At 55.7% G+C, this 25,092-nt stretch carries 27 protein-coding genes; 24 read left to right on the top strand and 3 right to left on the bottom strand.

What is annotated here, in order from left to right; genetic code table 11:
• Positions 1-460 precede the first annotated feature (460 nt).
• The 5 genes from K227x_RS10575 (at position 461) to K227x_RS10555 (ending at position 4,125) form a co-directional block, all read left to right on the top strand.
• On the top strand, positions 461-1,378 hold the full coding sequence (locus tag K227x_RS10575; protein WP_145169464.1) for a tyrosine-type recombinase/integrase: 918 nt from the start codon (positions 461-463) through the stop codon (positions 1,376-1,378).
• Positions 1,303-2,427: an IS91 family transposase gene (locus K227x_RS10570; protein WP_246146729.1), complete on the top strand. Its 1,125-nt coding sequence runs from the start codon at positions 1,303-1,305 to the stop codon at positions 2,425-2,427. The genes K227x_RS10575 and K227x_RS10570 overlap by 76 nt, the downstream gene beginning before the upstream one ends.
• A gap of 267 nt (positions 2,428-2,694) precedes the next feature.
• Positions 2,695-2,904, top strand: coding sequence for an addiction module protein (locus tag K227x_RS10565; RefSeq protein WP_145169463.1), 210 nt, complete (start codon positions 2,695-2,697; stop codon positions 2,902-2,904).
• Entirely contained in the window at positions 2,894-3,232 is a 339-nt protein-coding gene (locus K227x_RS10560) for a hypothetical protein (protein ID WP_145169462.1), read from the top strand. The genes K227x_RS10565 and K227x_RS10560 overlap by 11 nt, the downstream gene beginning before the upstream one ends.
• A 74-nt stretch (positions 3,233-3,306) precedes the next feature.
• On the top strand, positions 3,307-4,125 hold the full coding sequence (locus K227x_RS10555) for a hypothetical protein (protein ID WP_145169461.1): 819 nt from the start codon (positions 3,307-3,309) through the stop codon (positions 4,123-4,125).
• A 607-nt stretch (positions 4,126-4,732) separates the two neighbouring features.
• Here the strand turns inward: K227x_RS10555 and K227x_RS10545 are convergent.
• Complete coding sequence (locus K227x_RS10545) at positions 4,733-5,374, bottom strand: group II intron maturase-specific domain-containing protein (protein WP_218933913.1); 642 nt, start codon at positions 5,372-5,374, stop codon at positions 4,733-4,735.
• 944 nt (positions 5,375-6,318) lie between these two features.
• On the opposite strand from K227x_RS10545, the gene K227x_RS10540 reads away from it, so the two are divergent.
• The 10 genes from K227x_RS10540 (at position 6,319) to K227x_RS10490 (ending at position 17,067) form a co-directional block, all read left to right on the top strand.
• Entirely contained in the window at positions 6,319-7,308 is a 990-nt protein-coding gene (locus tag K227x_RS10540) for a transposase (RefSeq protein ID WP_145169458.1), read from the top strand.
• Between the two features lie 161 nt (positions 7,309-7,469).
• Complete coding sequence (locus K227x_RS10535; RefSeq protein WP_145169457.1) at positions 7,470-7,904, top strand: hypothetical protein; 435 nt, start codon at positions 7,470-7,472, stop codon at positions 7,902-7,904.
• Positions 7,905-8,013: 109 nt separating this feature from the next.
• Positions 8,014-8,346, top strand: a complete 333-nt coding sequence (locus tag K227x_RS10530) for a hypothetical protein (protein WP_145169456.1) — start codon at positions 8,014-8,016, stop codon at positions 8,344-8,346.
• 859 nt (positions 8,347-9,205) lie between these two features.
• Positions 9,206-9,862 (top strand): DUF1294 domain-containing protein, encoded by a 657-nt coding sequence (locus K227x_RS10520; protein WP_246146728.1) that lies wholly within the window; start codon positions 9,206-9,208, stop codon positions 9,860-9,862.
• A gap of 931 nt (positions 9,863-10,793) precedes the next feature.
• On the top strand, positions 10,794-12,512 hold the full coding sequence (locus K227x_RS10515) for a hypothetical protein (RefSeq protein ID WP_145169454.1): 1,719 nt from the start codon (positions 10,794-10,796) through the stop codon (positions 12,510-12,512).
• Positions 12,513-13,023: 511 nt separating this feature from the next.
• Positions 13,024-13,461, top strand: a complete 438-nt coding sequence (locus K227x_RS10510; RefSeq protein ID WP_145169453.1) for a hypothetical protein — start codon at positions 13,024-13,026, stop codon at positions 13,459-13,461.
• Positions 13,462-13,521: 60 nt separating this feature from the next.
• Positions 13,522-14,145, top strand: a complete 624-nt coding sequence (locus K227x_RS10505) for a hypothetical protein (protein WP_145169452.1) — start codon at positions 13,522-13,524, stop codon at positions 14,143-14,145.
• Between the two features lie 675 nt (positions 14,146-14,820).
• Complete coding sequence (locus tag K227x_RS10500; RefSeq protein WP_246146727.1) at positions 14,821-15,252, top strand: hypothetical protein; 432 nt, start codon at positions 14,821-14,823, stop codon at positions 15,250-15,252.
• On the top strand, positions 15,249-15,839 hold the full coding sequence (locus K227x_RS10495) for a hypothetical protein (RefSeq protein ID WP_145169450.1): 591 nt from the start codon (positions 15,249-15,251) through the stop codon (positions 15,837-15,839). The genes K227x_RS10500 and K227x_RS10495 overlap by 4 nt, the downstream gene beginning before the upstream one ends.
• A gap of 736 nt (positions 15,840-16,575) precedes the next feature.
• A complete protein-coding gene (locus K227x_RS10490; RefSeq protein ID WP_145169449.1) occupies positions 16,576-17,067 on the top strand; it encodes a DUF1569 domain-containing protein in 492 nt (163 codons plus the stop codon).
• A gap of 204 nt (positions 17,068-17,271) precedes the next feature.
• Here the strand turns inward: K227x_RS10490 and K227x_RS30425 are convergent, their stop codons facing one another.
• Positions 17,272-17,556 (bottom strand): hypothetical protein, encoded by a 285-nt coding sequence (locus tag K227x_RS30425; RefSeq protein WP_218933911.1) that lies wholly within the window; start codon positions 17,554-17,556, stop codon positions 17,272-17,274.
• Between the two features lie 107 nt (positions 17,557-17,663).
• Between K227x_RS30425 and K227x_RS10485 the strand changes: the two genes are divergently transcribed.
• The 8 genes from K227x_RS10485 (at position 17,664) to K227x_RS10450 (ending at position 22,348) form a co-directional block, all read left to right on the top strand.
• Positions 17,664-18,128, top strand: a complete 465-nt coding sequence (locus tag K227x_RS10485; protein WP_218933910.1) for a hypothetical protein — start codon at positions 17,664-17,666, stop codon at positions 18,126-18,128.
• Between the two features lie 146 nt (positions 18,129-18,274).
• A complete protein-coding gene (locus K227x_RS10480; RefSeq protein WP_145169447.1) occupies positions 18,275-18,625 on the top strand; it encodes a hypothetical protein in 351 nt (116 codons plus the stop codon).
• Positions 18,626-18,779: 154 nt separating this feature from the next.
• Positions 18,780-18,989, top strand: a complete 210-nt coding sequence (locus K227x_RS10475; RefSeq protein ID WP_145169446.1) for a hypothetical protein — start codon at positions 18,780-18,782, stop codon at positions 18,987-18,989.
• Positions 18,990-19,489: 500 nt separating this feature from the next.
• A complete protein-coding gene (locus tag K227x_RS10470) occupies positions 19,490-20,035 on the top strand; it encodes a hypothetical protein (RefSeq protein WP_145169445.1) in 546 nt (181 codons plus the stop codon).
• Positions 20,001-20,480 carry a GNAT family acetyltransferase gene (locus tag K227x_RS10465; RefSeq protein WP_145169444.1) on the top strand — a complete coding sequence of 160 codons (480 nt, stop codon included), beginning with the start codon at positions 20,001-20,003 and terminating at the stop codon, positions 20,478-20,480. The genes K227x_RS10470 and K227x_RS10465 overlap by 35 nt, the downstream gene beginning before the upstream one ends.
• Positions 20,449-20,703 (top strand): DUF2809 domain-containing protein, encoded by a 255-nt coding sequence (locus K227x_RS10460; protein ID WP_145169443.1) that lies wholly within the window; start codon positions 20,449-20,451, stop codon positions 20,701-20,703. Before K227x_RS10465 ends, K227x_RS10460 begins: the two co-directional genes overlap by 32 nt.
• A 755-nt stretch (positions 20,704-21,458) precedes the next feature.
• Positions 21,459-21,863 carry a hypothetical protein gene (locus K227x_RS10455; protein ID WP_145169442.1) on the top strand — a complete coding sequence of 135 codons (405 nt, stop codon included), beginning with the start codon at positions 21,459-21,461 and terminating at the stop codon, positions 21,861-21,863.
• Between the two features lie 65 nt (positions 21,864-21,928).
• A complete protein-coding gene (locus K227x_RS10450) occupies positions 21,929-22,348 on the top strand; it encodes an ACT domain-containing protein (RefSeq protein ID WP_145169441.1) in 420 nt (139 codons plus the stop codon).
• A gap of 369 nt (positions 22,349-22,717) precedes the next feature.
• On the opposite strand, the gene K227x_RS10445 is transcribed toward K227x_RS10450, so the two are convergent.
• Complete coding sequence (locus K227x_RS10445; RefSeq protein WP_145169440.1) at positions 22,718-23,101, bottom strand: group I truncated hemoglobin; 384 nt, start codon at positions 23,099-23,101, stop codon at positions 22,718-22,720.
• Between the two features lie 367 nt (positions 23,102-23,468).
• Here K227x_RS10445 and K227x_RS10440 point away from each other — a divergent pair, with 367 nt between their 5' ends.
• Positions 23,469-25,070 carry an aspartate:alanine exchanger family transporter gene (locus K227x_RS10440; protein WP_145169439.1) on the top strand — a complete coding sequence of 534 codons (1,602 nt, stop codon included), beginning with the start codon at positions 23,469-23,471 and terminating at the stop codon, positions 25,068-25,070.
• The last annotated feature ends 22 nt before the right edge of the window (positions 25,071-25,092 follow it).

Here is a 25,092-nt window from a genome sequence, read left to right as displayed (position 1 = left end):
AAGTGGAGTATCAACCGCGGCGGCCCGGTTATGCCAGACGTTGAACTTAATCGAGTGGGCTCCGGTGCAGTGGGGAGTCGCGGCGTGTTTGTTGTTGGTGGTTGACGTGGTGGCACGCATCCATGCGTGAAGGTGCGTTGGCATCCATGCCAACTTGACTCAGCTGGGTGATCGTCGCGTTTTCTTGGCGCACGTGTGTCGTGCCTGCTGCCATCTGGTCTCGGTGGCGTCCTGCGGACGCTGTCGGTCGGCGACCGTTCCGGAAGGTTGCCTGCTGAGTCTCTTGTTGGTCGCGGGCGGTGTTTCTGGTCCGTCCGGAAGCCTTCGGGCACGGGTTCGGTTGTGGCGAACGTTACGGCTAAATGGGGCTTGCGCTTTTGGGATCTGCAAGCACTGTGGAACACTTCCGCACTCCGATTCTTGGCGTGCAACGTTCCAATTTCGCTTTCAGGCATACACCATGACTCCGTATCAAAAACATCCCTGCGAACTCACCCGGCGAATGGCCGAGGACATGATCATTCGCAACTTGGCCCAGTCAACGATCGACGCCTACACCTATCACGCTCGACGCTTCGCTGCCTTCATCGCCAAGCCGCTGGGCCGAGCAACCGTCGAAGACGTTAGAACCTTCCAGCTTTACCTGATCCAACAAAAGAAGGTCGCCTACAGCACCTTCAACCAAGCGGTCTGCGCGCTACGGTTTCTCTATACGCACACCATCCGTGTCTCCTGGCCGGTCAAGATGGTTCCCTTCGGCAAGCGGATCAAGACGCTGCCGACCGTGCTGAGCCGTCATGAAATCGACAAGCTGATTCAATGCACTCCCAACCTCAAGCATCGAACCTTTCTGATGACGCTCTATTCGGCGGGGCTGAGGTTCTCCGAATGTGCCAACCTGAGGATCGCCGACATCGACTCCAGTCGGATGATGATCCGAGTCGCCTGCGGAAAGGGCAAGAAGGAACGGCTCGTGCCGCTCTCGCCAAGACTCTTGCAAGAGCTGAGGGTCTACTGGAAGAAGTACAGGCCATCGGATCTGCTGTTCCCCGGCAACTCGGCGACGAAGACTTACGCCGACACCACGATCCAGAAAATGATGAAGCGATCGGCCGCCAAGGCGGGAATCAAGAAACGCGTTTACCCGCACGTACTCCGGCACAGCTACGCGACGGGACTGTTGGAGGCGGGCGTGGACTTGTTGACGATCAGCAAGCTGCTCGGCCACGCCAGTTTCACCACCACGATGATCTATCTGCACTGTCGCCGCGAACATCTGCACAGTGTGCCCAGTCCGCTGGATTGGTTGCCAGTGAAACAATTGCCGACGTATCAGCCAGCGGCAGAGAACAGCGGTCCACTGCCGCAGGAAAGCTAAGCGTCGCACAGATCCTGCGTCTGGGTGCCGCTGGGGCCGTCAATAGCACGACGTCTGGTCAGGTCCAAAGCGTGTTGGCAAAGCTGGCGCTTTGCCGCACGCATGTGTTGGGAGGGCGGAAGTTCAGGTGCGTTGACTGTGACGAAATTACTTCGCTGTACAACTCCTGCGGTGATCGCCACTGCCCGCAGTGTAGCGGCGGCAAGCGAGTCGACTTTCACGACAAAGCAACCAAGTTGATCCTGCCCGGCGTGACGTACTATCAGGTTGTCTTCACGCTGCCCAGCGAACTGTCCGAGTTGGCACTGGCCAACCGCTACGAGATGGCGGACTTGCTGGTGGACTCGGCCTGGAAGAGTCTGTCGAGGCGAATCAAAGCCGAACAGGATTATGATCCGGCGGCGATGACGGTTCTGCATACGTGGAATCAGAAACTCGAGGCGCATTGGCATGTTCACATGCTGGTTCCCGGCGCGGGGCCGGGCCTTAGCACGCATCAGTGGACAGAGGCGACCGCAGCGACGGGCTCCAGAAACTCCGATGGCTTCTACTTGGTGGATGCGGATCCGCTTCGTGAAGCGTATCGCGAACAAGCGATCGGCAAACTCCGCCGACTGCGTTCCGCTGGCAAGTTGAAGCTGGTCGGTAAATTTGAGTATCTTCGCAGCGACGAGAACTGGGACGCGTTCGTGAAGAACTTGGAATCGAAGAAATGGGTGGCCTACATCCAACCGCCTCCATCGGTGACGAGTTCGGCCTGCCAAGTGGTCCGTTACCTGGTCCAAGATACGCCGAAGCCTTCATGGGCAGAGATCTTTTGGCGAGAGGACGATCGCTGCCCGGGGTGGTACGCCGACCGGCAACGGGAGTCGCATCGTCGTCTCTGGACGGCCAGCTACGGTACCGATTTTTACGATTGGTACGTGGAAACCCAGGTAGAAAGTGCAGAGGGAATCGAGCGGGAGCCAATCGCCATGGTTCAGTTGCCGCTGGCAGGATTTACGGGCGATCTCGGCTACCCCCAGTCGTATCTGGTAGGCTCATTCTGACGGGCCGGTCGTCTCGGCCTACGTCCGCTGTGCTGCCACCAGTGCGGCGACAAAGTTCAACGCACGATCTATCCGTCAGCCAGGCGGCAACCCCAACATGCAACACTGGGGTCTTTCACGCCTGGCCGAAGGATAGATCGCAATTCGTTATCTGACTGAATACGCTCGGCTCAAACGCGTGGGTTGGATTTTCCCGTGTTTCTTCATCCGTTTCTCATGTTCTTCATCGATGGTATACTGGGCTGCCCTCGAAAACGGAGCGTGTCCATGACACTTCAAGAATCACTTCGCGCGTTACCGCCCGATGAAAAATTGGCTATCGTCACGCAGCTATGGGACGACCTAGCAGCATCGGCGCCACTGACATTGCCGGAAGACGAACTCGCAGAGATGAACCGCAGACGCGACGAACTGCTTGCGAACCCAAACATGGCGATTGACGCAGAAGAGGTTTGGCGGCGGGTTGATGGCGACTGAACGCTACCATCCGCTTTTTGCAGTTGACCTCGCAGATGCCTGCTCATATTACGACTCGATTGCCAACACGCTTGGCAATCGTTTTCGCGTGAGTGTCCGCTCGATCATCCAAACCGTGATCGACCGGCCAGAATCGTTTGGACGCATTGGCGGCGAATTTCGCGGCGCGCTGGTCGATCGCTTTCCGTACGTGGTTGTTTTTACTATCGATGGCGGCATACCTTCGATCTTCGGCTTGCGACACGCTGCATCGCACCACAGTAGTTGGTTCAGCCGCACGATGCCAGCGGCGAGCGGCGAACCAGGCGATGAACCGAAGTCGCGGTAGCCGGGCGACTTGGCAATGGACAATCGATTCCCGCGACTCGGTTATCGCAAACGTTCGTCGACTTTAAGTGCTTCATGTTGAAAACCGTTGCTTTATTGTTGACGCTTCTCTCCACGCAAGTGCTACACGCCGATGATGCTGGCGAAGCGGCCGCCACAAAAGTCGCGGAACGGATAGCCGACGCCAAAGCTGAGATCGCTTCGTTACCGGACCATCCATGGGCTGGCGAGTATTGCGCTGGCGACGGACTTGGAATGAATCTCCGACTATGGGTTGCTCCACGCGTTGGAGCCGCATTCCAGTGGCACGGTTGCTTAGGACTGTACGAGCAAAACTTCGGCACGATTGAATCCAATGGCCGCTATCTTTCGATCGACTGGAGGATCGAATACGACGATCCGTACGTGACTGACACTCGCTATATCGTGACACCGTTTCGCAATTCGATCTTTCTTGTCCCTGCTCAAGACGTTCATCGTTTTTGTCTAGCGGCACGCGGTGTTTCGCCAATGCCAATGATGGTTTTGTCTTCGCAATCTGCCCGGAATCAACCAACGCTTCAACGACCTGAATTGCCTGCGGAATACCAGAAATATCTCGACCTGGACCCAATTCAGGCGAAGGTTCTTTCCGTGAACGAGCCTGAACGCAAGAAACTGACTGACAAACTCGATCTGATAACGCAGACCGTCATTCTCGATGCTGGAAAGGACAAACGTCTTTTCGTTGGAATGCGGCTCGAAGCGATGAAACCAAAACTTCCCGACCGCATTGTTACGGTCACGGACGTGCGTGCCACCGAATCGACTGCGGTATCCGAAACAAGACGACAGACTGGCAAACCACTGCTACCTGTCAAGACGCGATGGCTATTCCATACTGCTACATGGTAAGATGCGGGGAACCATGGGTTGCAACGGAGGCCGCGAGTTGACGTTTTTGAGGTGGAGAGCCGTTCACGCGGCCCCGCTGAACCCTACCGTTCCCCGACTGACGTATTCGCACGGAATCGCGATGGCTCGCAATGACCCGATGCTGATTGACAACACCGCAACTCTGCTAGCTCATCTGGAATCTTGTCGGATCACATTTCAATGGTTGATCCCCCCTCAAGCAGGGCACTCCATCTTGCTTTCACCTTCACATCTTCGACTACTCGTTGACGATGCTCCGGTGGCGAGTTGCCCGCTAATGAGCTCGTTCAACAGGTTCGTTTGTGTTTCCATTGGCGAGATCAAACACACACCGGGTACGACCAACTCTGCGATTGGTTCATTGAAACTATCGACTTGCATGTCTGATCGCATGCTCGAAATCGACTACGATTGCGCTGAGTTGCCCAGCGTCGAGGGATCGTGCTACTCTGGTGGTGGTTTGATTTCCGTTCCGCTGACGGACTTCCTCCTAGATCATACAATCCCATGAAAGACCGCGGGGAAATCGGGTAAGGGTCACCGTTTCCGGTGACCCTCCCCACACCACGTAGCGTGCGGGTCCGCACTACGCGGTTCGACGAAGTGGAGCAAGCTCTGCCCACAGAGTCTTCATGCTGAGTAAGCCTTGTTCTTGGAGCCACTTGTTGGTCAGTCCAACGTTGCTGGCGATGGTTTTCGCCATCCGCCAGTAGCCTTTGCGACTGCGTGCGTGACGAATCGCTTGGCGGCGAGGAACTCCCAGCCGAATCAGCATCGTCCGACGACGCTTCGGCCGTTTCCAGTAGCACATCCGAATGCGGCGGCGGATCCACTGATCGAGTTTGTCGAACAGTTTCAATTGCGATGCGATCCCGAAGTAGCCCATCCAGCCGCGGACGTAGCGTCGCAGCTCGCCCAGTCGGCGGTCCATTGAAATCCCCCGGCTTCTGCCGGTGATCTCGCGGACACGCTGCTTGAAGCGACGGACATCCCATCGAGCCCAAACGCTTCTGCCGACGTATTCCGGTGGTGCACTGTAGAACGCATGATCGATCGCTACATGACCGTCGCGGTTCACCTTGCGACGTGCTTCGCTAAAGTTAGCGAAACGCTCGGTGGGCAGTGGCAGCAGTTCGTTCTTCTCCGCTGCATCGAAGTGGTCGCGGACTTGCTTCCGTGTCGTTCCATGAATTCGAACGTCGGCAACCGTAGCTTCCCAGTGCAACAAGAAGTCATTCTGCTCGATCAGCGATGCGAACGTTCGTCCGCGAAGTGCATTCTCTTGGACGTAGTCAACGCCTCGCTCGACCTTCCCTTTATGTCGAGGTGTGCCCTCACCTCGTGTTGATTTCCTACGAGCTATTCATCTGGTATGATGACTCCCTTCTTGAAATGACTGGAACCAAACACACGAGACTGATCCGACAATGGATGGCACCCGATAAGATCACGCCCATACTGGGCGTACTGCAGCGGAGGACGGGTGGCAAGCTGCTTGGCAATGGTTAAATCGATCGTCGCCACCCGCTGATGGCCACCGTTCGCCGACAGAGGCTTTGTGAATGCTCAACCGTGTCGTTAGTGGTCCATATGCCTACTCCGCGTTCTGCATTGTGTGCTGTGCCATCGGTTTCTTCGCTTTTGGCCCGATCGGTTCGCTTGTCGCATACGGTATTGGCGCGGCAGTCGCACTCTACGGACTTATCCAAAGCATCCGTCAGGTTTGAGAATCGGACGCCCGATTCCGCCCAGTCGGTTCACCTGCATCGCGAACGAGTATTTGCGACTTCGCAATGGCCCGCGGCGGAGATCGCGCATGCGTTTCGTGCTCGTACACAAATGTTTTGCGGTCGGGCGATGCGATTGATATATTGGGTTAGCGTTGATCCTGGGGATCAACGCGACTGCGCTGCAAATGCGGCGAACCATGCGATTCACACGAAGGACCGCATGGCGCTTTTACAAATGGAAACCACATTGGCGGTCCTCGGTGATCGTCGCCGTTCGCCAACTTTGATTCCGCCTTGAATCCCTACGCATCACATTCAACTTTCCGTGGCTTAGAGAATCGTCGCGGGCGTTGGCGGAAGGCTTCGCCGGGGTCAGGCCTTGTGTTCGGTGTTGCAGAGGGATAGCGTAAAGAGCTGCTCCTTTTTGTGCCGGAGGATTGCCATGCCCAGACCGCCCCGGATCCAGTTCCCTGGCGCCAACTACCACGTCGTCACCCGTGGTGATGGACGGCGCAAGCTGTTTCACGATCAAGGCCACTACGATCGCTTCACGCAGGGACTTCACGACGAGGTCCAGCGAAGTGGGTGGGTCGTGCTGGCCTATTGCTGGATGCCAAATCATATCCATGCCCTGATCCAAACTCCCGAGCCCAATTTGGCTCGCGGCATGCAGCATTGGCTTTCCGGGTACGCCAACTGGTATGCCAAACGAAACCACCGAACCGGACATCTCTATCAGGGACGCTACAAAGCCTTTCTGGTCGAAGATGCGGGCTATTACTGGACACTCAGTCGGTACATCCACTTAAATCCTTGCAACGGCACTCGCCCGCTGGCTGCCGCCCCCGAGTCCTGGCCCAACAGCAGTTTTGCGGGTTACGCGCGGAAGTCAAAGCGGGTCGACTGGATTGCCTACGACCAGCTGCATGCGTACTGGAATGCGTCGGTGGGCGGCAAGGACGCCGCGACCGCTTACCGCCGCTATGTCAAAGCCGGCTTGGAAGTCCCTGAAAACCCTTTCAAGACAGAGCTACGCGAGTGGGTTTTCGGAAGCGAAGACTTTCTGCGTCGGATGATCCAGCTGGCTGACGGAGACGACGTGGTTCGCCAGCAGAGCACATCCAGGCGACTGGGAAGTGTCGGAGCCGATGAGATCATTGCGTCAGCCGCTGCCTACCACGCAGTGGAGCCGGCGGACTACGCTGTGTTCCGAAGCGCCGCAGCGGGCCGCGACATGGCGGCCTGGCTATGCCGACGATGGTCGCCGGCCACCCTACGAGAGTTGGGGCCGAGGTTTGGTCTGTCGGGAGTGGACAGTGTATCGAATCTGGTTCGTCGAGCGGAACAACGGCACAAGGAGTCCTCGCGGTGGCGTCAAGATGCTGCAAATATCGAACGGCAACTTTACCTGAACACCGAACACAAGGCCTGACCCCGGCAAAGCCTCCCCTGGACGCTCGGCTCACGGGAGTGGCGGTGACCGTGCTTCTCGAAGTAGATGATCAGTTCCCGCCAACCCGCGAATTCGAACGTTATTTGGCTACGGCAGCCTCACACAATTCGCACATGTAATCTCGATCTAGATGCTCTCGCGTGAATGAAAACACTCCAGACAACGACGCGAATACTGATGATGACACCGACCTTCGATCGATCATCTCGGCGCTCGATGATTCTGTGCCGCGTGACGGATCATGGGTCCAACTGACCCAATACGGTGGCGGGCCGGACGAAGCGAAGATGACTGGGAATCGCAACGGCTACCGAAGGCTTGGAATCGAACTCCTGCAAGCGACGCTCAATGACGATTCGGAACAGGGATTCGGGGTTGATCTCGAATACTTGGTGTCACCAGATTCAACGATCAACTTTGATTGGTTCGAACTATCGGATACTCACTCGTCAACGAAACCCACCAACCGTTGGTTTGACCGCGTGATGCCGATTGGATGCTTGACGGTGTTTGCGGTGGCAGTGATCATATTTGCAATCGGCGTTGGTACCGTGATTCAATGGATCGCCAAATAACAAACCGGTGAACGGGAGGGCTCGGCGCAGTCGGTCCTGAAGTCAGGCTCCTCTCCTCGCCCCCCGTCACCTCAATCGTTCGTCAGACTAAAAGTTCGCGTTCGCGTCCATGCAAAACGACACTGTTAGCGAAAACCTAATCAACGATTCGGAATCCCAGACTCCGCCATCGTCCTACGCAAGACGCGGCGCTCTGATCGGATGCGTTCTAGGGCTCCTCGCGGTTTGGCGTATCATGTCGGGCGCGATTGATCCGACCGCAACCGATCACTCGCCCATTTTTCCCGCCGCTGTGATGATCGTTTGCATTTTTGCCGTTTTCGTATTGCTGGCGTTCACGTTGATAGGACTCGCTATTGGCATACGCATCAAGCGAACTCCCTATTTGCTAAACGACCGTGCCCTGCATCACCAGGAATTTGATAAATTACTGCGTGATTGATAGACTTCAGACAACGGGTGGGCACTATGAACGCTTTCCCGCCGCTGCAAAACTGACGAAATCGGGTAAGGGTCACCGTTTCCGGTGACCCTCCCCACACCACGTAGCGTGCGGGTCCGCACTACGCGGTTGAGGACGAGTTTTAAGTCTTCGCGTTGCCGCCAAAACTCAAGCCATTGGATCACGCTTGACGCCACGATGATTTACCACCGGTCGGTGGCGAACAGTCAGCTGACTGTGAATCGTGAGTGCAACATGACACGTACTTGCTCGTTCCCTTCTTGCGATCGACACCGACAGAGTCGGCGATCTGACGCTGAGACAGTCCTTTCTGTCGTAAACGCTTGATCTGATTGGATTTAGTCACGCTTAAATGATTGGCCACCGAATCATCGTCTCCGTTTCACACCTGCAAAACGAACGACGATAATCCAGCCAATCCCCTCACAAGGTGGAGGACTATCAAGCGCCCATCAGTGGTCCCCTTTCAGCGCCCCTCGACTCACTGATCGGGACGGTCGCGATCTTTGCTGCTCGCAGTTCTGATCGCGTACGATTTTGGCTTGGTGTTGGTGCGTTCCTTGCTTTCGTCGTCTACGGACTATACGATTTCGGACAGTTCGACACCTAACCACAGCTTCTAGACTTCCTGCATAAAACGGTTCGAACCCAACGCTTCACCCGAGCGGCGAAATCGGGCGTTTTGAAGTGGTTGATTTTCCGTCGCCGCCGTCTGATCGCAAACGTTTGCAACGAGCGATCAATCAGTGTCGTTTCTTTCTTCCCCCTCTCTCTCTAACTCTCTCCCCCCGCGAACCGCTGCGCGGCGGGGGCGAGATGACTTTCATCGCGACACTTGTTGATCGCTCGCTGCTTAGCCTTCGGAGAACTTTCATTGCGGTATCAAGGAAGAATAGCGAACTGGAATGATGAACGAGGCTTCGGATTCATCGCCCCGATTGACGACGGAAGACGAGTCTTCGTCCACATCTCGTCCTTTTCAGGTCGACAGCGCAGGCCAATTGAAAATGACATGGTGACCTACGAAATCGGGACGGAAGCCAAGGGACGAGTGCGGGCTGAACGCGTCGTATTTGCTGACGAGCGTCTGCCGTGGAATACCTCATTTGAACTTGGAAACGTCTCGCTCACGTTTGCCGGTATCTTCTTGGTGGTTCTGACAGGGGCGGTAGTTTTCGGGAAGCTGCCGGTTCCGATTCTCGGGCTCTATTTCGTCTCTAGCGTTGTCGCATTTGTTGCCTACTCGCTCGACAAGTCAGCAGCAAAACAGGGCCGTTGGCGAACACAAGAAAGCACTTTGCATCTCTTAGGGCTGATAGGTGGCTGGCCAGGTGCAGCAGTCGCACAGTCGCTGCTTCATCACAAATCCAGAAAGCAGTCTTTTCAAGTCGTGTTTTGGGTTACTGTCGTGATCAATTGCGGTGCGCTCGGCTGGTTGTTCTCGCCGTCGGGTGCCGTTGTGCTTCGTTCCATTTTCGAAATATCGCGAGGGTGAACGAACGGATGAACGCGAACCGGAATAGAGCGGTCTGACTCGCTTCGCCCGGCAATCCCCTCTCCCGACCGCGTTATCCGAAACGTTCCGCTAACGGATGGCACATCGTGAAACGAGCGTTCATATTCGCCTTAACATTCGGGCTGATTGCCGCCGCTGCAATCGCATACGTTCGCACACCGGCAACCCATTCGCTCGGCAACACTGCACCTGGCCTCAGAACCATGGGCGACTTCGCGATTACGCCGCAACAAGCTGTTGCAATTGCTGAACCATATCTCGAAGCATCGTTTGATTTGCGTTCGCGTAATCTGATTACCTCTGATTCTGGACAGAATTTGACATCGGGCCAAAACTCCTATACGGTCACAATATCGCTCCACACTCGTGACAAATGGTCGACGGGGTGCTTTCGGCGAGAGTCAAAATCTTTTCAACTCACGAAAACGGAGCCACTCTCATGACGGCACAAGAAGCATTTTGGAATTCATGGTTCGGGATATCGCTGATCGGAATGATTTGCGTTGCAGCACTTTCGACTGGGTTCCTTCTGTATTCTTTCCTAAAACCTCGGCTACGCCTGTCCGCTGTTTGGACGCCACATCTCCCCAAGCAACGAGCGATCAATCAGTGAAGTTTCTTTCTTCCCCCTCTCTCTAACTCTCTCCCCCGCAAACCGCTGCGCGGCGGGGGCGAGAAGACTTGAATCGCGACACTTGTTGATCGCTTGTAGCTAAGTCGGTTGAGTGACGACAGTGGCGTAGTCGACGAACCATCGGATGCACGTGAGTCGCTGAGGCATATTGATTTGAAATTGACAATCACTGGCGGCGACCATGTGGTCCGTTGCGTTCGTCGGATCCAGGTAGCCTCAACCAGCGAGACCGCCAATCCCCCAGACCCAAAACACCGCAACACATAAATCGGCAACATGCACAAGATCCTGAAGCCCGTCGTCGCTGGAACACTACTGCTGGTATCCCTCCACGGCGTATGCTGCGCTGACGAGCCAGGCCGGCTCACTTCTGATCGCGAACCGCAAGTCGGCGTTCAAGTGATCAAATCATTCCCGATACGTGTTCTCGATTCGGATCGGCAACCGGTTCGCGGCGCGGAAGTCACACCGTGGGCGTTGCGTAGCGGCCAGGGTCACGGCCGGTGGCCGAAAGGTGAATACGATCGCACCGAACTACAACCAAATTCGACGATTACCGACGAAGACGGAAATACAAACGTTGCATATCCTCACTTTACTGACGTCAAGGAGCGTGTTCGCACGACCAGTGTCTCCGTCTTTGTCAATCATCGTGACTATGCGTTTCCGGATGCGATTCACATCGCCGTCCCCCTAGAAGATGACACTGTTTATGAAGTCATTCTCGACAGAGGTGTTCCAGTCACCCTGCACCCGACGATCGATGGAAACCCGACTGACACGGACAGTCTTTTTGCGTATTGGTCGGAAGGCCGCTCTTGGCAGCCAACCGACATGCTGGAGCGAAAGGGCTCCAGCCTTCGGTTGCCCCCGTTCATGCCCGGCAAGCAAACCGTGCTGGTCGCAAAAATGGATGGCGACCGCATTACTCACTTCAGTGAAATCGTGGAGTTCGAGATTTCAGCAGGCAATGAATACGAGTTGGACGTACCGCTGACAAAGGCCAAACCAATGAGAGGCGTCCTGAGTGACAATGTACCTCGTCCAGTCAGAAATGGGCGGTTGGACCTGTACACTTTGCCGCCCAACGGAGCGAGCGGCAACCACGTCCAGTGGAACACTTGGGTGCCAGTTGGCTCGGATGGTACTTTTTGCATCGACGCATGGCCAACGGGCGAGAGGATTGAGTTAGTTGCGTTGTGCGATGGCTACATGGCGAAATCAGGAGAGCCGCCAACTGAATATGGCGAAATGAGCGAGCAGGAGGTTCAACAGCATCTTCGACCGCAGGTTTTCTCGCCCATTGATCCTCAGCCTATCAAGGTCGAAATGACGCCGCTCGCCACCTGCTTGGTGACCGCTGTCGACGAGGAGAACTACCCAGTCGCCGGTCTCACGATCGAATCCTGGCCGAATGTCCATTGGTGGGAAGGTAGTACGGGGATTTATTGCGATACTCTTGTTAGCGGTGAGCGACGAATGAAATACCGAGATCAAGAGTCGTCAATCGACCACCCCTTTCCGAAGCCGTTTCGCGCGACCACCGATCGGTTTGGGTCTGCAACGATTGAACTGCCCGCAGGAGGGAGAACGCTTGGTCTTCTCGCTGACGAAGAGTACGAACTGCCAATCACAATTGGGCGTCGGTATGTAAGAGCCGAATTTGAGGCAAACGAAACGAAGGAGATTACTTTTCAGCTACAGCCCAAAGGCACGGAACGGCTGGGGGACTGGGACAAACTGGCCGGCGTGGTGTTTGGTTGTTCAACAGCCGAGGGGCGACGGATTCGCACGCTGCCAGGCGTCCGTGAGAAGATGGACGATTTTGGATCGCTGTTGCGTGAAGCGGGGACAAATAAAGATCCGAACGTGTTAGCCGAAGCGTATGCGGTTGTCGCGAGCGCCTTCGCCGACATGGAGGATTACGGTGAAGCTTCAAAGTGGTACAAGAAGGCATCGCAGCAACAGCATCAGATCGAACGCTCCAACGACTGACGAGATACATGGTGAATGCGACGCGTGTTGATCGATTGACCCCGGAGCACCGACGAATCAGACGATGCATGCGAGTCTCCGCGCCCCGTCTCGATTGCTTCATCGCTGGCGATGAAAACCAATGCTGGGCGAGCTCTCCGGACAAAGTCGTTCGTGTGCGATTAGCGAAGATTGGCGTTCTCTCGGACGGGAACACTCATCGCCACTCATCAACACTCATCGATTCGCGGTCGTGCTAACGGCGGAATACCATCGCAGTCGATGCGCCCGCTGATCGTCACCGGATTGCTGGTTTGCTCTGTCGATTGTTGCTCGGTCTTTCTTCGACAGTTACCCTGGAGAATCGCGGCCCCCGTGCCATCCGCGATTCCTTTGCCCCGCACGCCCATCGCAAGCGCCATGTGGTGCACCGAAGGACCGCTTGCTGGGCTTTACAAATTGAAAGTCAATCGTTGGTCCTCGGTGACGGATAACGATCCCCGACAGGCGAAACACTGTCTGGCTCGACCACATGAACACTGATGACATCGTCAAGCTTTTTCGGAACCTTAAAGCTCCATACCCACGTTCTGCGTCGGGCTTGATCGATGACCTCTGCCACGAACTCGGCCGGGTGCTGCAAGAATCTCCGCAAGATCAACCGTCAATCGATCGCCTCACTGACTTGATCGGTCAATGCTTCCGTCCGATGGATGCATCCTGGCCGCCTGAATCCTGCCCGTGGGACACGGCATACTTCGCATTCGGTCGATGGTTGAGGCGAGAATTGCCGCATTTTACGAATGCCGTGGTGGCCATTACTGGCTGGGACGAAGCGCAAATTTCCAAATGCCGATCAGAATACGTCCGATTGGTGCGATACACTCGAGATGACTGGGCACGCCTCGCTGAAGCGCTGGATACTCAAAATATCGGTGAACCAGACGATGCTCGTGAGTCGCCGAGTTAAGTTTTCTGAAGTGGTACGTCGTTCGCGACGACCTCGTGACGGGCAACGCGCTGCATGCGAATGAAACTTCCTGATAAAGACACTGCAACGATTTGGTACTCCCTGATTGTGTTCGCAGCTATCACATCGGTTTGTTTGCTTGAATTTGCGAGCGTGCCAATTTTTCGCTCCATTTGGGTAACGATCCCAGCTTTTCTTATCGCGGGTCATTTTGCACTTCGCCGGATGGATCGCGCCATGGACGAGTCCATCCGCCGCACCAATACCCCGATTCAAATTTCGATAGTTTCAGGGCTTGGTGAACTGCGGCAATTTGCTGACCGCTGGGAAGTTCAACTTGCCCCCCCTCCGCCTTCTTCCCACTTTCAAAGTCGACCAATTACGATCGATTCACCATGGGACGGGCCAACGGAGAAGCAACTGGAGTTGGTTCGCCAACTTCCTCCAAAATACGAAGAGATCGAATGGCAGATTCGCGAGAAGTTGCGCCAATACTTTGACGAAATGGGCTCGCCGGAAGAGTACGACACCGTCGACTTCGGTCGCATGACAGCTCATGTTCTTCTTCCGGGTGACGAGACTGAGCTTGAGATTCAGTACTCTTCAATCGAGGAACACTCCGACATGGGCTATTCGGTCTGCCTGAGCGACTGGAAAGTGATGGACGTCTACGGCGGCGACTAGTGCAGAACCACGTCGTAAAAACGAACACGACATCAGGCTTTTAGAAGTTAAAAAACATCGATCGTCCCCGCTGGCGACCCGCACTACCTGCCAACTGCAGCCTCATGGAGCTTCTTCAATGCACGCATTCACGCCTGCCCGAACTTGCAGAATATATCGACGCCGTCGCGCACAGTCCGCTTGCGTTCGATGGCCCGCATCCACTTCAGCACTCATCGCACAACCATAACTGAACAATGGCGGGAATGGTAAAAACGTTAGCTGCCAAATTGTGAAGCGATGCAGGGATCCCGCTCTGTGACACGAGGCTACTTGATCCAACCGGCAGTCGTTGCCCCGATCGTCTTTTTGCGGCATGCTGGCGGAAGCAGCGAGTGACAGTCAAACGTCGGCTACAATGTCGGAAGACGCGGGCAGAACCGAGCGGTGAACCGAAGCCGCCAACGACGCGTCCATTGAAATGGATGCTCTTTTGCGGTACCTCGGTTGCCGCCGATATGATCCGAATGGAGTGAGATGATTCCTGACACAATCTCGCCGTCACTTCTGAAACTCGTCGAGGACGAGCTTGAGGTGAACGAAAGCATCCTTTGGTCCGAAACTCCCAAACCTCGCTTTTTCACCCCCGGATCAACAGCGACTTTCGGCTTTGCAGTGGTGTGGACACTTTTTTCAATGTTCTGGATTGCGGGTGCAAGTGGCTTCGAGATTCCGCGGTTCAATCGCGGCGAAGACTTGTTTCCGCTTTTTGGTGTCCCCTTTCTGCTCATCGGCTTTGCCATGCTGTCCGCACCGCTTTGGGCGTACCGCAATGCGTTCAAAACGGTCTACGTCTTAACCGATCGTCGGGCGATTACTTTTATCGGCGGTTGGCGCATGACGATACGCAGTTTCTTGCCTCGCGAGTTGACGGTCGTGTATCGAAAACAGGCTGCGGATGGTTCGGGTGATGTAATCTTCAATGCCAAGCGATGGAAGGATTCGGAGGGCACGAGCCATTCCGAAGAAGTAGGATTTCTTGGAATCGCCGACGTCAAACGCGTCGAACAACAACTCAAGAGCATGGTCGATTCCCATCGACGACGTGCGAATCCAAGAACAGAGTGAATCCAAATCCGAGACGCATTTATGATCGAAACAGAACTTTCGCTTATCATCGAACAGATGCTCGCGATAAAACCGGTCATGGAATGCATCAGGATCGCTCAATTCTCGCCATGACCTCGAAAGCTAATATCGACGACAACGATCTCGCTGGACGGCCAACGCCTGCTGGGATTTGGTTACGCACAAAACCCTTGCCTTGGTACGCGCGTTACGCTGGGCCGGGATCGGTTCCGGTGTTCATCCTGCTGGCAGCAGCCGCCACCTACAGATGCCTTCGACCTGCAAAGCGGACGGAAACGGAGACGTTGCTGAATTACTCCGGCCCTCTCCACTGCGCCCGGAATCGCGATCACATTGTCTTCAGTTCCCCCCACAAGAAGACCGGGCAATGGACGCACGTCTTACGCCGCTTTCCTTTGTCCGAATTGCTTTCCTGCGACTACGAACAATCCCATTCGAACGCCGTCAAGTTCCATTTCGAATCGGGTGAATGCCTGACGCTAGAATTTGAAGGTGATTGGAATGACTTGGCGAAGTTCATTCCGCCGGCTGGCTCTGCCGCGAAACCGTGGAAAAACCGCGGGTAGCCATCACAGGTGTCGACGATCGGTCGTTGATTTCCACTGTCGTGGCCCAGGACTCGTCCAATGCTCGCTACACTCGGCGATACCCACCGATACATGATCGAATGACTCATTCGATCCGCAGCAAATTCCCCGAGGCCGGTGATGACATTCCTACCTTACCTTTTCGTCTGGAGTGGACTTGGCTTGGTTGGCTCACTTTTGCTCCTAACCAAGTCTGCACGTCCCGAACGTGCCCTATTCATCGTTTTGTTTTCACTCGTGCATGCGATTGTCTTTGGCCCAATTTTTTTACTGATGACGTTGGCCGGACGTCCGCAAAAGCTATGCCCCTTCTGTCAATCGAGCATTGATCGGGATGCTGTTGTTTGTGCGAAATGCACACGAGAACTTCCGATTTCGTCGTGATGTGCCAACATTTCCAATCCAACCAGCAACCAGCCCTGCGGTGTACCGGAGCGACGGTGGCCAGCGTTTTCGCCGCGTCGAAGCCGCTCGCTGTGGCCCGCGGGGCACCGCGATTTGCCGACGAAGCAGTGAACGATCGATAGGTGTCGGGACTGCAGTCGCAGGATTCGTCAGAATCCCGCCCCCGAAACTCGACGGTCAGCGATTTTGGCAAACCCCACTACGACGCAGATTCGATCCTTGTCAGAATGGACTCGTGGCCTGGTCCACCACGACAGAGATTTCTCGTGCCTTACTTACTCTCACTTGCTTCAATCGCGATCAAGCAATCATGCTCCAGAAACCAGAACGCAAATCGACAATCGCAGAACGACGAATGGAATTGCGTTACCCTGATTTGGGTGCCGCTTGCGCCGACATAGCAGGGTTGCGTGAATGCGGCTACGAACTGGTTGGCACCTGGAGCCTTGCACAAATCCTCGATCACCTGAACATGTCGATGCAGATGACGATCGATGGTGCGGAATTCACTTTTCCTGCCGTGATGCGACCGGTGATGAAACTGATTTTCATGCCGACGATGCGAAAGGGCAAACCATCGAAGCTTCGCGGCAAGGCTCCGAAGCAACTTCAGCCCGCCCTCGATCTCGACGAAGACGCTTGTGCGAACCGATTTTACGCGCTCTCGGAAACCCTCATGGATCCGTCCACTGCGTTCGTCCCACACTACCCGATGCTGGGACGACTCAGTCGTGAACAATGGCTCTTGATGCAACAATGGCACGCCGCCCATCACTTAAGCTTCGTCGTGCCGAACGCTTGACCTGGTTCGTTTTCATGCAGTGTTCAAGACGCCGGACGGGCGCCCCCGCGCTGCGATGGCTACCTGTTTCATTTGGTTGTACATCGCTTGCTGCCGCCCGGTGATCGCGGATCATTTTTTTGCGTGCGGCTCCAGTCCAGGTGGGCCAACGGTGAATCGGCTGGCGTTGGTTGCAATGTTTTGCATCCTCTGGACTTTCACCTCTCATTTCTTTGGGAATCCAAGACTTCCGTCTGGATGGTTTGGATTCCAATCTGTTGAAGCCGTTCCACTGGCGCGGTCTAATTTCCATTCCTGGCTGGATGCTAATTCAAGCAAAACGGCGGGAAAACTGGACGATGAACACGCATTGGCCGTCAAAGAGAAAACAAATGGAAGATCAGTCGCATCCCACCAGTGATCGCAAGCGTTTTCCGACGGCATTGTTCGATCATCAACACGTGATCCGTCATCTACTGATCCCACCGCTACTATTGGTTTTCCTGTCATCTGCGTTCGCTCAGGCCCCGAATCCGTTTGAGCCTACCGATAATGAGGCCAGTGCTAAGGCGGAATGGACCGCGACGCATCCCGGCGGCGACACCCCACACGAAAGAATGCTTTCGCTCGCACACACGGACGCATTGCCAAGCTTCGATCGCGTTGAACTTTACGCCGTCTCCCTTCCGAAACGTGATCCGTTCGGCGACGAGAAACCGGAACGTAAACCAGCGGGCGAAACGTTTCCTATACGCCCTTACGGCAATCAGGCCACCATCCACGCTCACGTCACGCTAACCGGCGCAGACTGCGACGAACTACGGACGGCCTGGCAATCGCTGGCGTTTGATCGTCAGGGCGGTGCGTTCTGTCATTACCCGGTATACGGGTTTCGGTTGTATCGCAGCGACGCGTTGCTATTCGAAACAACGGTTTGTTGGCAATGCCGCAATTTCTATGTCCCGCGTTTTGACGCCGACGAGAATCGCTTCACTCATGGGTGGTATGGATTTGCCGACGACAGCAAGGCAAAGGCTTTGCTGGGATTGTTCACATCGCACCTCCCACACCCGAAGCTATAGCCTGTGAAATCAAAGTCGCAGCGCACCGCAACGCCCGCCGTGCACCGGCGACCGGGTCCGCGAGTTTTCAAATGGAAAATCAAGTCGCCGTCTCCGTGATCGCCGACGTTTATCGGCCCCGAAAGCTCTCACTGTAAAGGCAGAGATTGATTCGAATTGAAAATCCGATCGTCGTGGCGGTATTCATCGTTTTGCTCATTCACGGCGTGTGCGTTTTGCCGTTCATCAAGACCGAACGTCTTCGCGTTACTCGATCGAAGATTGTCGGGTTATTGATCGCGTTTGCGTACTGCGTTTACTACGGAACGCTTATTCCCCTGCTAATCTTTCTGTGGCCATTGTCGTTCTTTTGGTTCCCAGAGTACTGGGGCAAATTCACCGGCCACATTAGCGGGCCGTATATCGACGAGAAGTCGCCGCCTGCTCTGGTCGCGGCATTTGGATGGTTCTTCCTAGTCCCGTTCCCGATTTTCGTTGCTTGGACCATGAATCTTTAGCTCGCCGGCTGGTGGCGTGGAATGATAGAATTGGGGACCATGAAAGTCGCCGACGAACCGGCGAATGCACGCGATTGGCCGAGTTGAGTTGATTGAGGTGGTCCGTTGTTCGGGGCGACCAAGTGATCCAGACCGCTGGTCGAGCAGAAATGCCATGAATCCTTACTTTGAACAACAGCTCGGGTGCCTCGCGTTCGCCGCGGCGGTTGGCCTCATTCGATCCATGACCGAACACGCTAGTACCTCGAATGCTTCCGTGCTGAATTTGCTGGTCAAAGTCCTGCGCGGTACGCTGTCACCGAAGGAGGCGGAGCCCCGGCAGACACCATTGGTTGACTTTGCCGCATCTGCAGCGGCGCGATGAACAATGACGGTGCACCGGAGCAATTTCAAAATTGTTCCTCGTCATGGTCTCGATTCCGCTCGCGCCGGGTGACCTCGGACGGCATCCGTATTTTCTTGCATCGCTCCTGGCGAATTTTCCATGGGCAAGCTTTCTCGACACGAAGTCATCCAGACGCATCCGATTGGGAAGCCGCCCTGCAGTCGGATACTTTGCACAATGAGGGGAATCACAAACTGGGTGGAAGACCCGCGTGGGTTCAAAGCCATACGGTTCCAAATTGCTGCGCGCGGGAGATGACGTTTTACGGGCAATTCGACTCAAGCGTAGGTGGCGTGTTCAACGTGATGGACGCGGCAGTTATTCTTGACATCGTCTGTGATTCCTGCTTCAAGCCCTATGCGATTCTGCAATCCTATTGATCCATTCGATCGTGCGAGCCCCCAAGGGCTGCTTCGGAGCCGGGCTGGCGGCCGCACTCGATGGAGCAGCTACACGCCCCGCCTTGGTGATGCAGAACGTTGGCCGACACAATGAATAAAGTTCTTTGGACTACCGTTTTCGCGGTGCTGCTCGGTGCGTCATGCAATCGACAGAACAGTGCAAATAGTGACGGGCAGTATCTTGCCGACGGGCGGGAATCCGTCGCTGCAGGAGGTTCAGTCCACGAGGGCGGCCAATGGCACTTCGATTTTACGACGGTAAGAGCATACCGACTCAATTGGCGCAACGAAGATGCGTGGGAGCCGATCATTTCTGGCGGCGAGCTAAATGCAACTCGCATGCCGACGGAGGGCATCCTGTTGGCTCGCAGTCAAGTTGAGCGCCTTGAAGCTGCGGTCACTGGAACACACCCAGACCGTGGTGCTGGCTTGTGCCTTTATCCGCACCATGCGTTTCTGTTCTTTGATGGCGAGGGCAAGGTGGTTGGAAGCATCGACGTGTGCTTTCTATGCCAGAGCTACCGCAGCCAACCCGCGGGATACGCACGGAACTGGGATCTGCTTTCGATTGGCGAGCTGATTCTGGATCTTGGATTGCCACTCCGCAACCCAGAATGGAAATAGACGCTATCAATCTGGCGACCGCGATTCCGTCATATCACTTTGGGATGACGTGTTTCCCGATTCCACTGGCCACAATGACCCTGCCGAGTCAATCGATCGAAAATGCAAGGAAGGCGACGGTCTCTTTTTTGTTGCCGAACAGGACGGGACGGTAGTCGGCATGGTGATGGCGGGTTACGACGGACACCGCGGATGGATCTATTCGCTAGCTGTCGCCCCGACCCAACAACGACGAGGCATTGGATCCATGCTTGTTCGGCACGTTGAACGAATGCTAGGCGAACTCGGTTGTCCCAAAGTGAATCTTCAGGTCCGCACCCGGAATTCGTCCGTCGTCGCCTTCTACCATTCCATGGGGTTTGATTGCGAGGATCGAATCAGTATGGGAAAACTCCTATCCAGATCGGGAGACGATGCACTCGAGTCGCCGAGCGATACCCATTGAAAGTTTGCTAGCGACACTCTCCATCACGCTCGCTTTGGAATTTGGTCAACTCTGGAAACCACCAACGCTGCAATCGCTTCGCCAGCAACCAATCATCGGATTCCTGCTGGGCAACCAATTTATCTGGAGTGACGTGATTTGTTGCGTGACAGGTGCAGTTTCCGCGACGCTTGCCGATTCCCTATTCTTCGTTCGTCCGCCGGCCAACAAAAGCGCGGGATAACGTGCACATGGCACGATTCGCCGGTAACACTGCGTGGCCTCGAGAGTGAATCAGCAACTCGAACAAATCCTAATCGAGAACTTCGTATTGCTCTTCATGGCAGTGTTCCTGTGGACGTGCGGTTCGATGGCGCTCATGCTCTGGCGGCAATGAAAGAAGGATCGATTTTGTGTTGCGCAACGCCGATCATTTTCACACCGCGATGCAATCGGAACCTGCCATCGGCGACGCAAACTCCGATTCGCCGCGCGTTGGATTGGAGTCGCAGAACCAAGCAAGATCGACCAACTTCGAAACCGATCGGGAACAAGTTTGAAAACGAAAAAGGCAGCTTCGATGCTTCAAGTAGCATGGCCGTTGTAGGCCGTCGATGTTGGACGTGGGGATGGTGACGGCCTGGAAGGACCGTCCTACGTGGGGTGGAGGACTTGGTGGACCGGATTAGTCGTCGCTTCCTGCGATCCGTTTGCTATGCGTAGCCGTCGGCGGTTACACTCGGTGGACGGTGTGGTGATGCCATCGGTTGCGACGTGACGCCCCGTGGAAACAGAGGACGCCGTCCGTGTTTTGCAAATTCAAAATCACACCGCAGTGCTTGGCGACGGCTGGCGTTTGTCGTTAGAGAGGTTTCAATTCTGCATGGAGTCACGGGGATTACGTTGGCCGCTGAATCTCACGATCTGAACCCATACGCAACACCTGCCACGGTTTCCGATACGCCGCTAGTTGACGGCGCCCCCGTTCGGAACCTTGGGGTGCGTCGCCTCGTTGTGCTGCAAGCGATCGTGATTGTCGTATCACTTGTCGCCGAAGCCTACGAACATGAAACCATCATCGGATCGGGCGCGATATTTTCCATGGTTGGATTGGCAATCGTAGTGACCGCGTTCCGAAAACGCGATCATGCCGCGGTGATGTTTGGCGGTTCTGCGATCGTGTTCGCATCGTTCATCGTGTTCCTGATAAACTTTAACGCCTGGACGCCTGCACAAGGGAATTACCCGATCACGATCCTATCGTTGACTTACGCAGCGTTTGCGTTGCCAGCTTCAGTTTCGCTTGCTCTGAAGCGGCGCCAATCGGAGGATTCCGATCGGTTGCACAGTGGCGTCGACCGAGGCAGTGAGGGCTTGGCTGAATCACACTACGCCGACCGCTGAAACTTTCTGTTCGTCCTGGGGATTTTCTCCACCATTCAACAACTCTATTCGACGACAAAATAGAAATGGCCGGTTCCACCGATCTACGAAAGCTGATCGCATCTTTGAGCCCCACTCTTCGCTCCGGTGAATACGTGTTCGTTACTTTGCCAAACGCCTCGTATGGCGATGGCGCGGAACTACAGCCAATTGCAGCGTTCGCAGAGAGCGAGGGATTGACCCTTGTGATCTCGAAAAATTCCGCTGATCATGCCGGCCATTCCTACGAGGGATCGTTTCGCTTGGTCACGCTACAGGTTCATTCGGACCTGAACGCAGTCGGTTTGACCGCAGCGGTTGCCGACGCCCTTTCAAAACGAGGTATCAGCGCCAACGTCGTTGCCGCATATTTCCACGACCACGTCTTTGTTCCATCTTCTCGTGCGGACGAAGCACTTCAAACGCTTCGCGAACTCATGTTGTCAGACGGCGCAGTCGATGGGTGACCTGTCCCCCGGACGACATCATCGCTGGTCGCTGCAAGTGCGACCGACGAACGGTCACCGTGGACATTTGGATTGCGAATGATATTCGCTTGGACGCACATTCAATCCCGAAGGGAACTGTCGTTGAATCGGGTCGCGAGATCGAAGGTTCTGTCGAAGGTCATTCCAGCGACAAGTAGCCACACCGGGGGCGATGGCGACGGTTCAAGCGATAAAAAATGCGAGAGTCGCGCGGTTGGGTGAACGCGGATTGAAGGCTGCGAGGTGGATGCAGCGTCTATCGTCATGTAGGACGGCCTTTCTAGGCCGTCGATGTTAGAACGGGGAATCATGACGGCCTGGAAAGGCCGTCCTACTAGGTGGGGGATGTCAGCCGTCGACGTTGGCGTCGCCGGTAACTTTGTCGGCGTAGGTTGCTAGACGACCTAAGGCTTGGTCGATCACGGTAGGGTCGATGCTGCGAGCTCGCATCGCTTCTAAAAAGTGACCGCAGAACTTCGAGAAATGGGTGCGAGTGATTCCACGGCCCGCATGCACGGCATTCAGCTCGGCACCGGTGTAGGCCACGGGTCCATCAAAGGCAGATGCGACGAATTGGTACTGCATCTGACGCAGTCGATCCATCGATGTGTTTTCGAAGAATGGCGCCAAATCGGGATCAGCCAACACTCGCTCGTACATGTCTTGCAGGATCGCAGCGACGCCCTCGGGGCCTCCCAGTCGATCAAAAATAACGCCATCGTTCTCAGCCATGATCGCTCATCTCCGTTAGAGTGCCGCAGTGATGCCGCTTCGGACATCGCGACACAGGATATCGGGTGATGGGACATCCGTTTGCATTCGTGATGCCCCTTCCATCATTGTAGCGAAATCCCCTGCACCCGAGTTCGGCACACCTGCACCGAGTTCTGCTGAAGTTGGCTTTCGGACGACAGTTTGCCACTGCGCGCCGGATACCAGGAAAGGGCACGCCACAATCATTCGACACCATTGCCAGACCTTTGCGCATTGATTCAAGTGATCTCGCAATGAACCCAAGGCTCCCCATCTGGGGCCCCTACGACAGGGCACGTCAACGCGTTCGACGTGGCACACGATTCGACGATCAAGGAATGGCAAATTGACGGATCTTATCACTCTACTTTTTATCCTTGTGTTCGGCCTGTTGATGGGACGAGTGCGGGTGGCTGGAATCGGTTTCGGGACCTCGTCGATTCTGTTTGTCGCCTTGGTGGCCGGTCATTTCGGGCTAACGATCCCCGCAGGCATCGACACACTGGGGCTGGTACTGTTCGTCTATTGCGTGGGGATTGCGGCGGGGCCGACCTTCTTTCGGTCCTTTGCTGATCGCGGACAATCCAGCGCGGGTCCGCGAGCTTTGGTGGGACTGGGGGCTTTGGTCGTGGTGGCGGGTGTGTTTACCACGGCCGCGGCCGCTTGGTTCATGAATTTGCCGGGCGACCTAGCAGGCGGGTTGATGGCGGGAGCGATGACCAGCACACCAGCCTTGGGTGCGATTTCAGAAACGGCCACCGACCCTGGAGCGGTCGCGGTGGGATTCGGAGTGGCCTACCCGATCGGCATCACTGCGGTCGTGCTGTTCGTTCAGATCGGCTTGAAGCTGAACCGTAGCAACACCCCAATCGATACCTCCAGTCCGCAACAGCAGACGATCGGACACGCGGTCGTGCGAATCGGGAACCCCGGAGTCGTCGGCAGACGCCCCAGCGAAGTATCCGCCATTGGCGACGATCAATGCCAGATATCACGAGTCGAAATCGAAGGGCGTTGGCGACCGGTTCCGTCGCAGTATCGATTCAAGCTCGATGACCGAGTGGTGCTGGTGGGCCAAAACGCCGACACGGGCCGGGTCGCAGAAACACTGGGCGAAGTGATCGAGTCAGAACTGCCCGTGCTGGATGCGGATCACGAGCGGAAACTTGTCGTGGTTACATCGTCCGAAATTTGCGGAAAAAGTCTCAGCGAACTGAGCTTCCGATCACGCTTCGGAGTCACCGTGGCCCGCATTCGGCGTCATGAATTCGAATTTGTGCCGTCGTCGCGAACGTACGTCGAATTCGGTGACGTGCTAACGCTTGTCGGCGAATCCAATGACTTGGCACGGATCACATCCATCGTTGGCCACCGGCCAAGAACGATGAACGAAACCGACCTGTTGTCCTTGACCTTCGGATTGGCCATGGGCGTGGCGATCGGAGCCTGTTCGGTATCGCTGGGTGGTTTCTCGCTGTCGCTGGGGATGGCTGGCGGACCACTTGCGGTCGGCCTAGTGCTGGGACACTTTCGACGCTTGGGCCCCATCCGCGGCTCCTACCCACCAGCGGCAATGATGTTGATGACGGAAGGCGGATTGGCAGTCTTTCTAGCCGGTTCAGGAACCCGGGCGGGGGCAAATGTCGTCGAGGTTCTTACCGAGCGAGGTTGGGGGTTGGCGCTGGTGGCAACGGTAATCGTTGTGGTACCGCTGTTGGTTGGCACCTTGGTCGCGTGGAAAGTGCTGCGACTACCACGACTGTCATTGCTGGGGGCAACCTGCGGTGGCATGACATCGACGCCCGGCCTTGCGGTCTTGACCGAGGCAACGGATTCCGCGGTCCCAGTGACCAGCTACGTGTCGGCCTATCCCGTCGCTTTGGTGCTGATGACCGTCGTATCACCGATGCTAGTGCGATTGATCACCATGCTGACCGGCAGTCCATGACCGCCATAGCGAGTGCGGTGCA

The organism is Rubripirellula lacrimiformis, from assembly GCF_007741535.1.
Taxonomy (GTDB): domain Bacteria; phylum Planctomycetota; class Planctomycetia; order Pirellulales; family Pirellulaceae; genus Rubripirellula; species Rubripirellula lacrimiformis.
Note: the sequence above shows the minus strand (reverse complement) of the source record. Positions and strands in the feature narration are given on the sequence as shown.

Coding starts and splice junctions, on each gene's coding strand:
- K227x_RS10575 (WP_145169464.1), top strand. CDS start 461: ATGACTCCGTATCAAAAACATCCCTGCGAACTCACCCGGCGAATGGCC.
- K227x_RS10565 (WP_145169463.1), top strand. CDS start 2,695: ATGACACTTCAAGAATCACTTCGCGCGTTACCGCCCGATGAAAAATTG.
- K227x_RS10560 (WP_145169462.1), top strand. CDS start 2,894: ATGGCGACTGAACGCTACCATCCGCTTTTTGCAGTTGACCTCGCAGAT.
- K227x_RS10555 (WP_145169461.1), top strand. CDS start 3,307: ATGTTGAAAACCGTTGCTTTATTGTTGACGCTTCTCTCCACGCAAGTG.
- K227x_RS10540 (WP_145169458.1), top strand. CDS start 6,319: ATGCCCAGACCGCCCCGGATCCAGTTCCCTGGCGCCAACTACCACGTC.
- K227x_RS10530 (WP_145169456.1), top strand. CDS start 8,014: ATGCAAAACGACACTGTTAGCGAAAACCTAATCAACGATTCGGAATCC.
- K227x_RS10515 (WP_145169454.1), top strand. CDS start 10,794: ATGCACAAGATCCTGAAGCCCGTCGTCGCTGGAACACTACTGCTGGTA.
- K227x_RS10510 (WP_145169453.1), top strand. CDS start 13,024: ATGAACACTGATGACATCGTCAAGCTTTTTCGGAACCTTAAAGCTCCA.
- K227x_RS10505 (WP_145169452.1), top strand. CDS start 13,522: ATGAAACTTCCTGATAAAGACACTGCAACGATTTGGTACTCCCTGATT.
- K227x_RS10500 (WP_246146727.1), top strand. CDS start 14,821: ATGTTCTGGATTGCGGGTGCAAGTGGCTTCGAGATTCCGCGGTTCAAT.
- K227x_RS10490 (WP_145169449.1), top strand. CDS start 16,576: ATGCTCCAGAAACCAGAACGCAAATCGACAATCGCAGAACGACGAATG.
- K227x_RS30425 (WP_218933911.1), bottom strand. CDS start 17,556: ATGACAGGAAAACCAATAGTAGCGGTGGGATCAGTAGATGACGGATCA.
- K227x_RS10485 (WP_218933910.1), top strand. CDS start 17,664: ATGCTTTCGCTCGCACACACGGACGCATTGCCAAGCTTCGATCGCGTT.
- K227x_RS10475 (WP_145169446.1), top strand. CDS start 18,780: ATGAATCCTTACTTTGAACAACAGCTCGGGTGCCTCGCGTTCGCCGCG.
- K227x_RS10460 (WP_145169443.1), top strand. CDS start 20,449: ATGCACTCGAGTCGCCGAGCGATACCCATTGAAAGTTTGCTAGCGACA.
- K227x_RS10450 (WP_145169441.1), top strand. CDS start 21,929: ATGGCCGGTTCCACCGATCTACGAAAGCTGATCGCATCTTTGAGCCCC.
- K227x_RS10445 (WP_145169440.1), bottom strand. CDS start 23,101: ATGGCTGAGAACGATGGCGTTATTTTTGATCGACTGGGAGGCCCCGAG.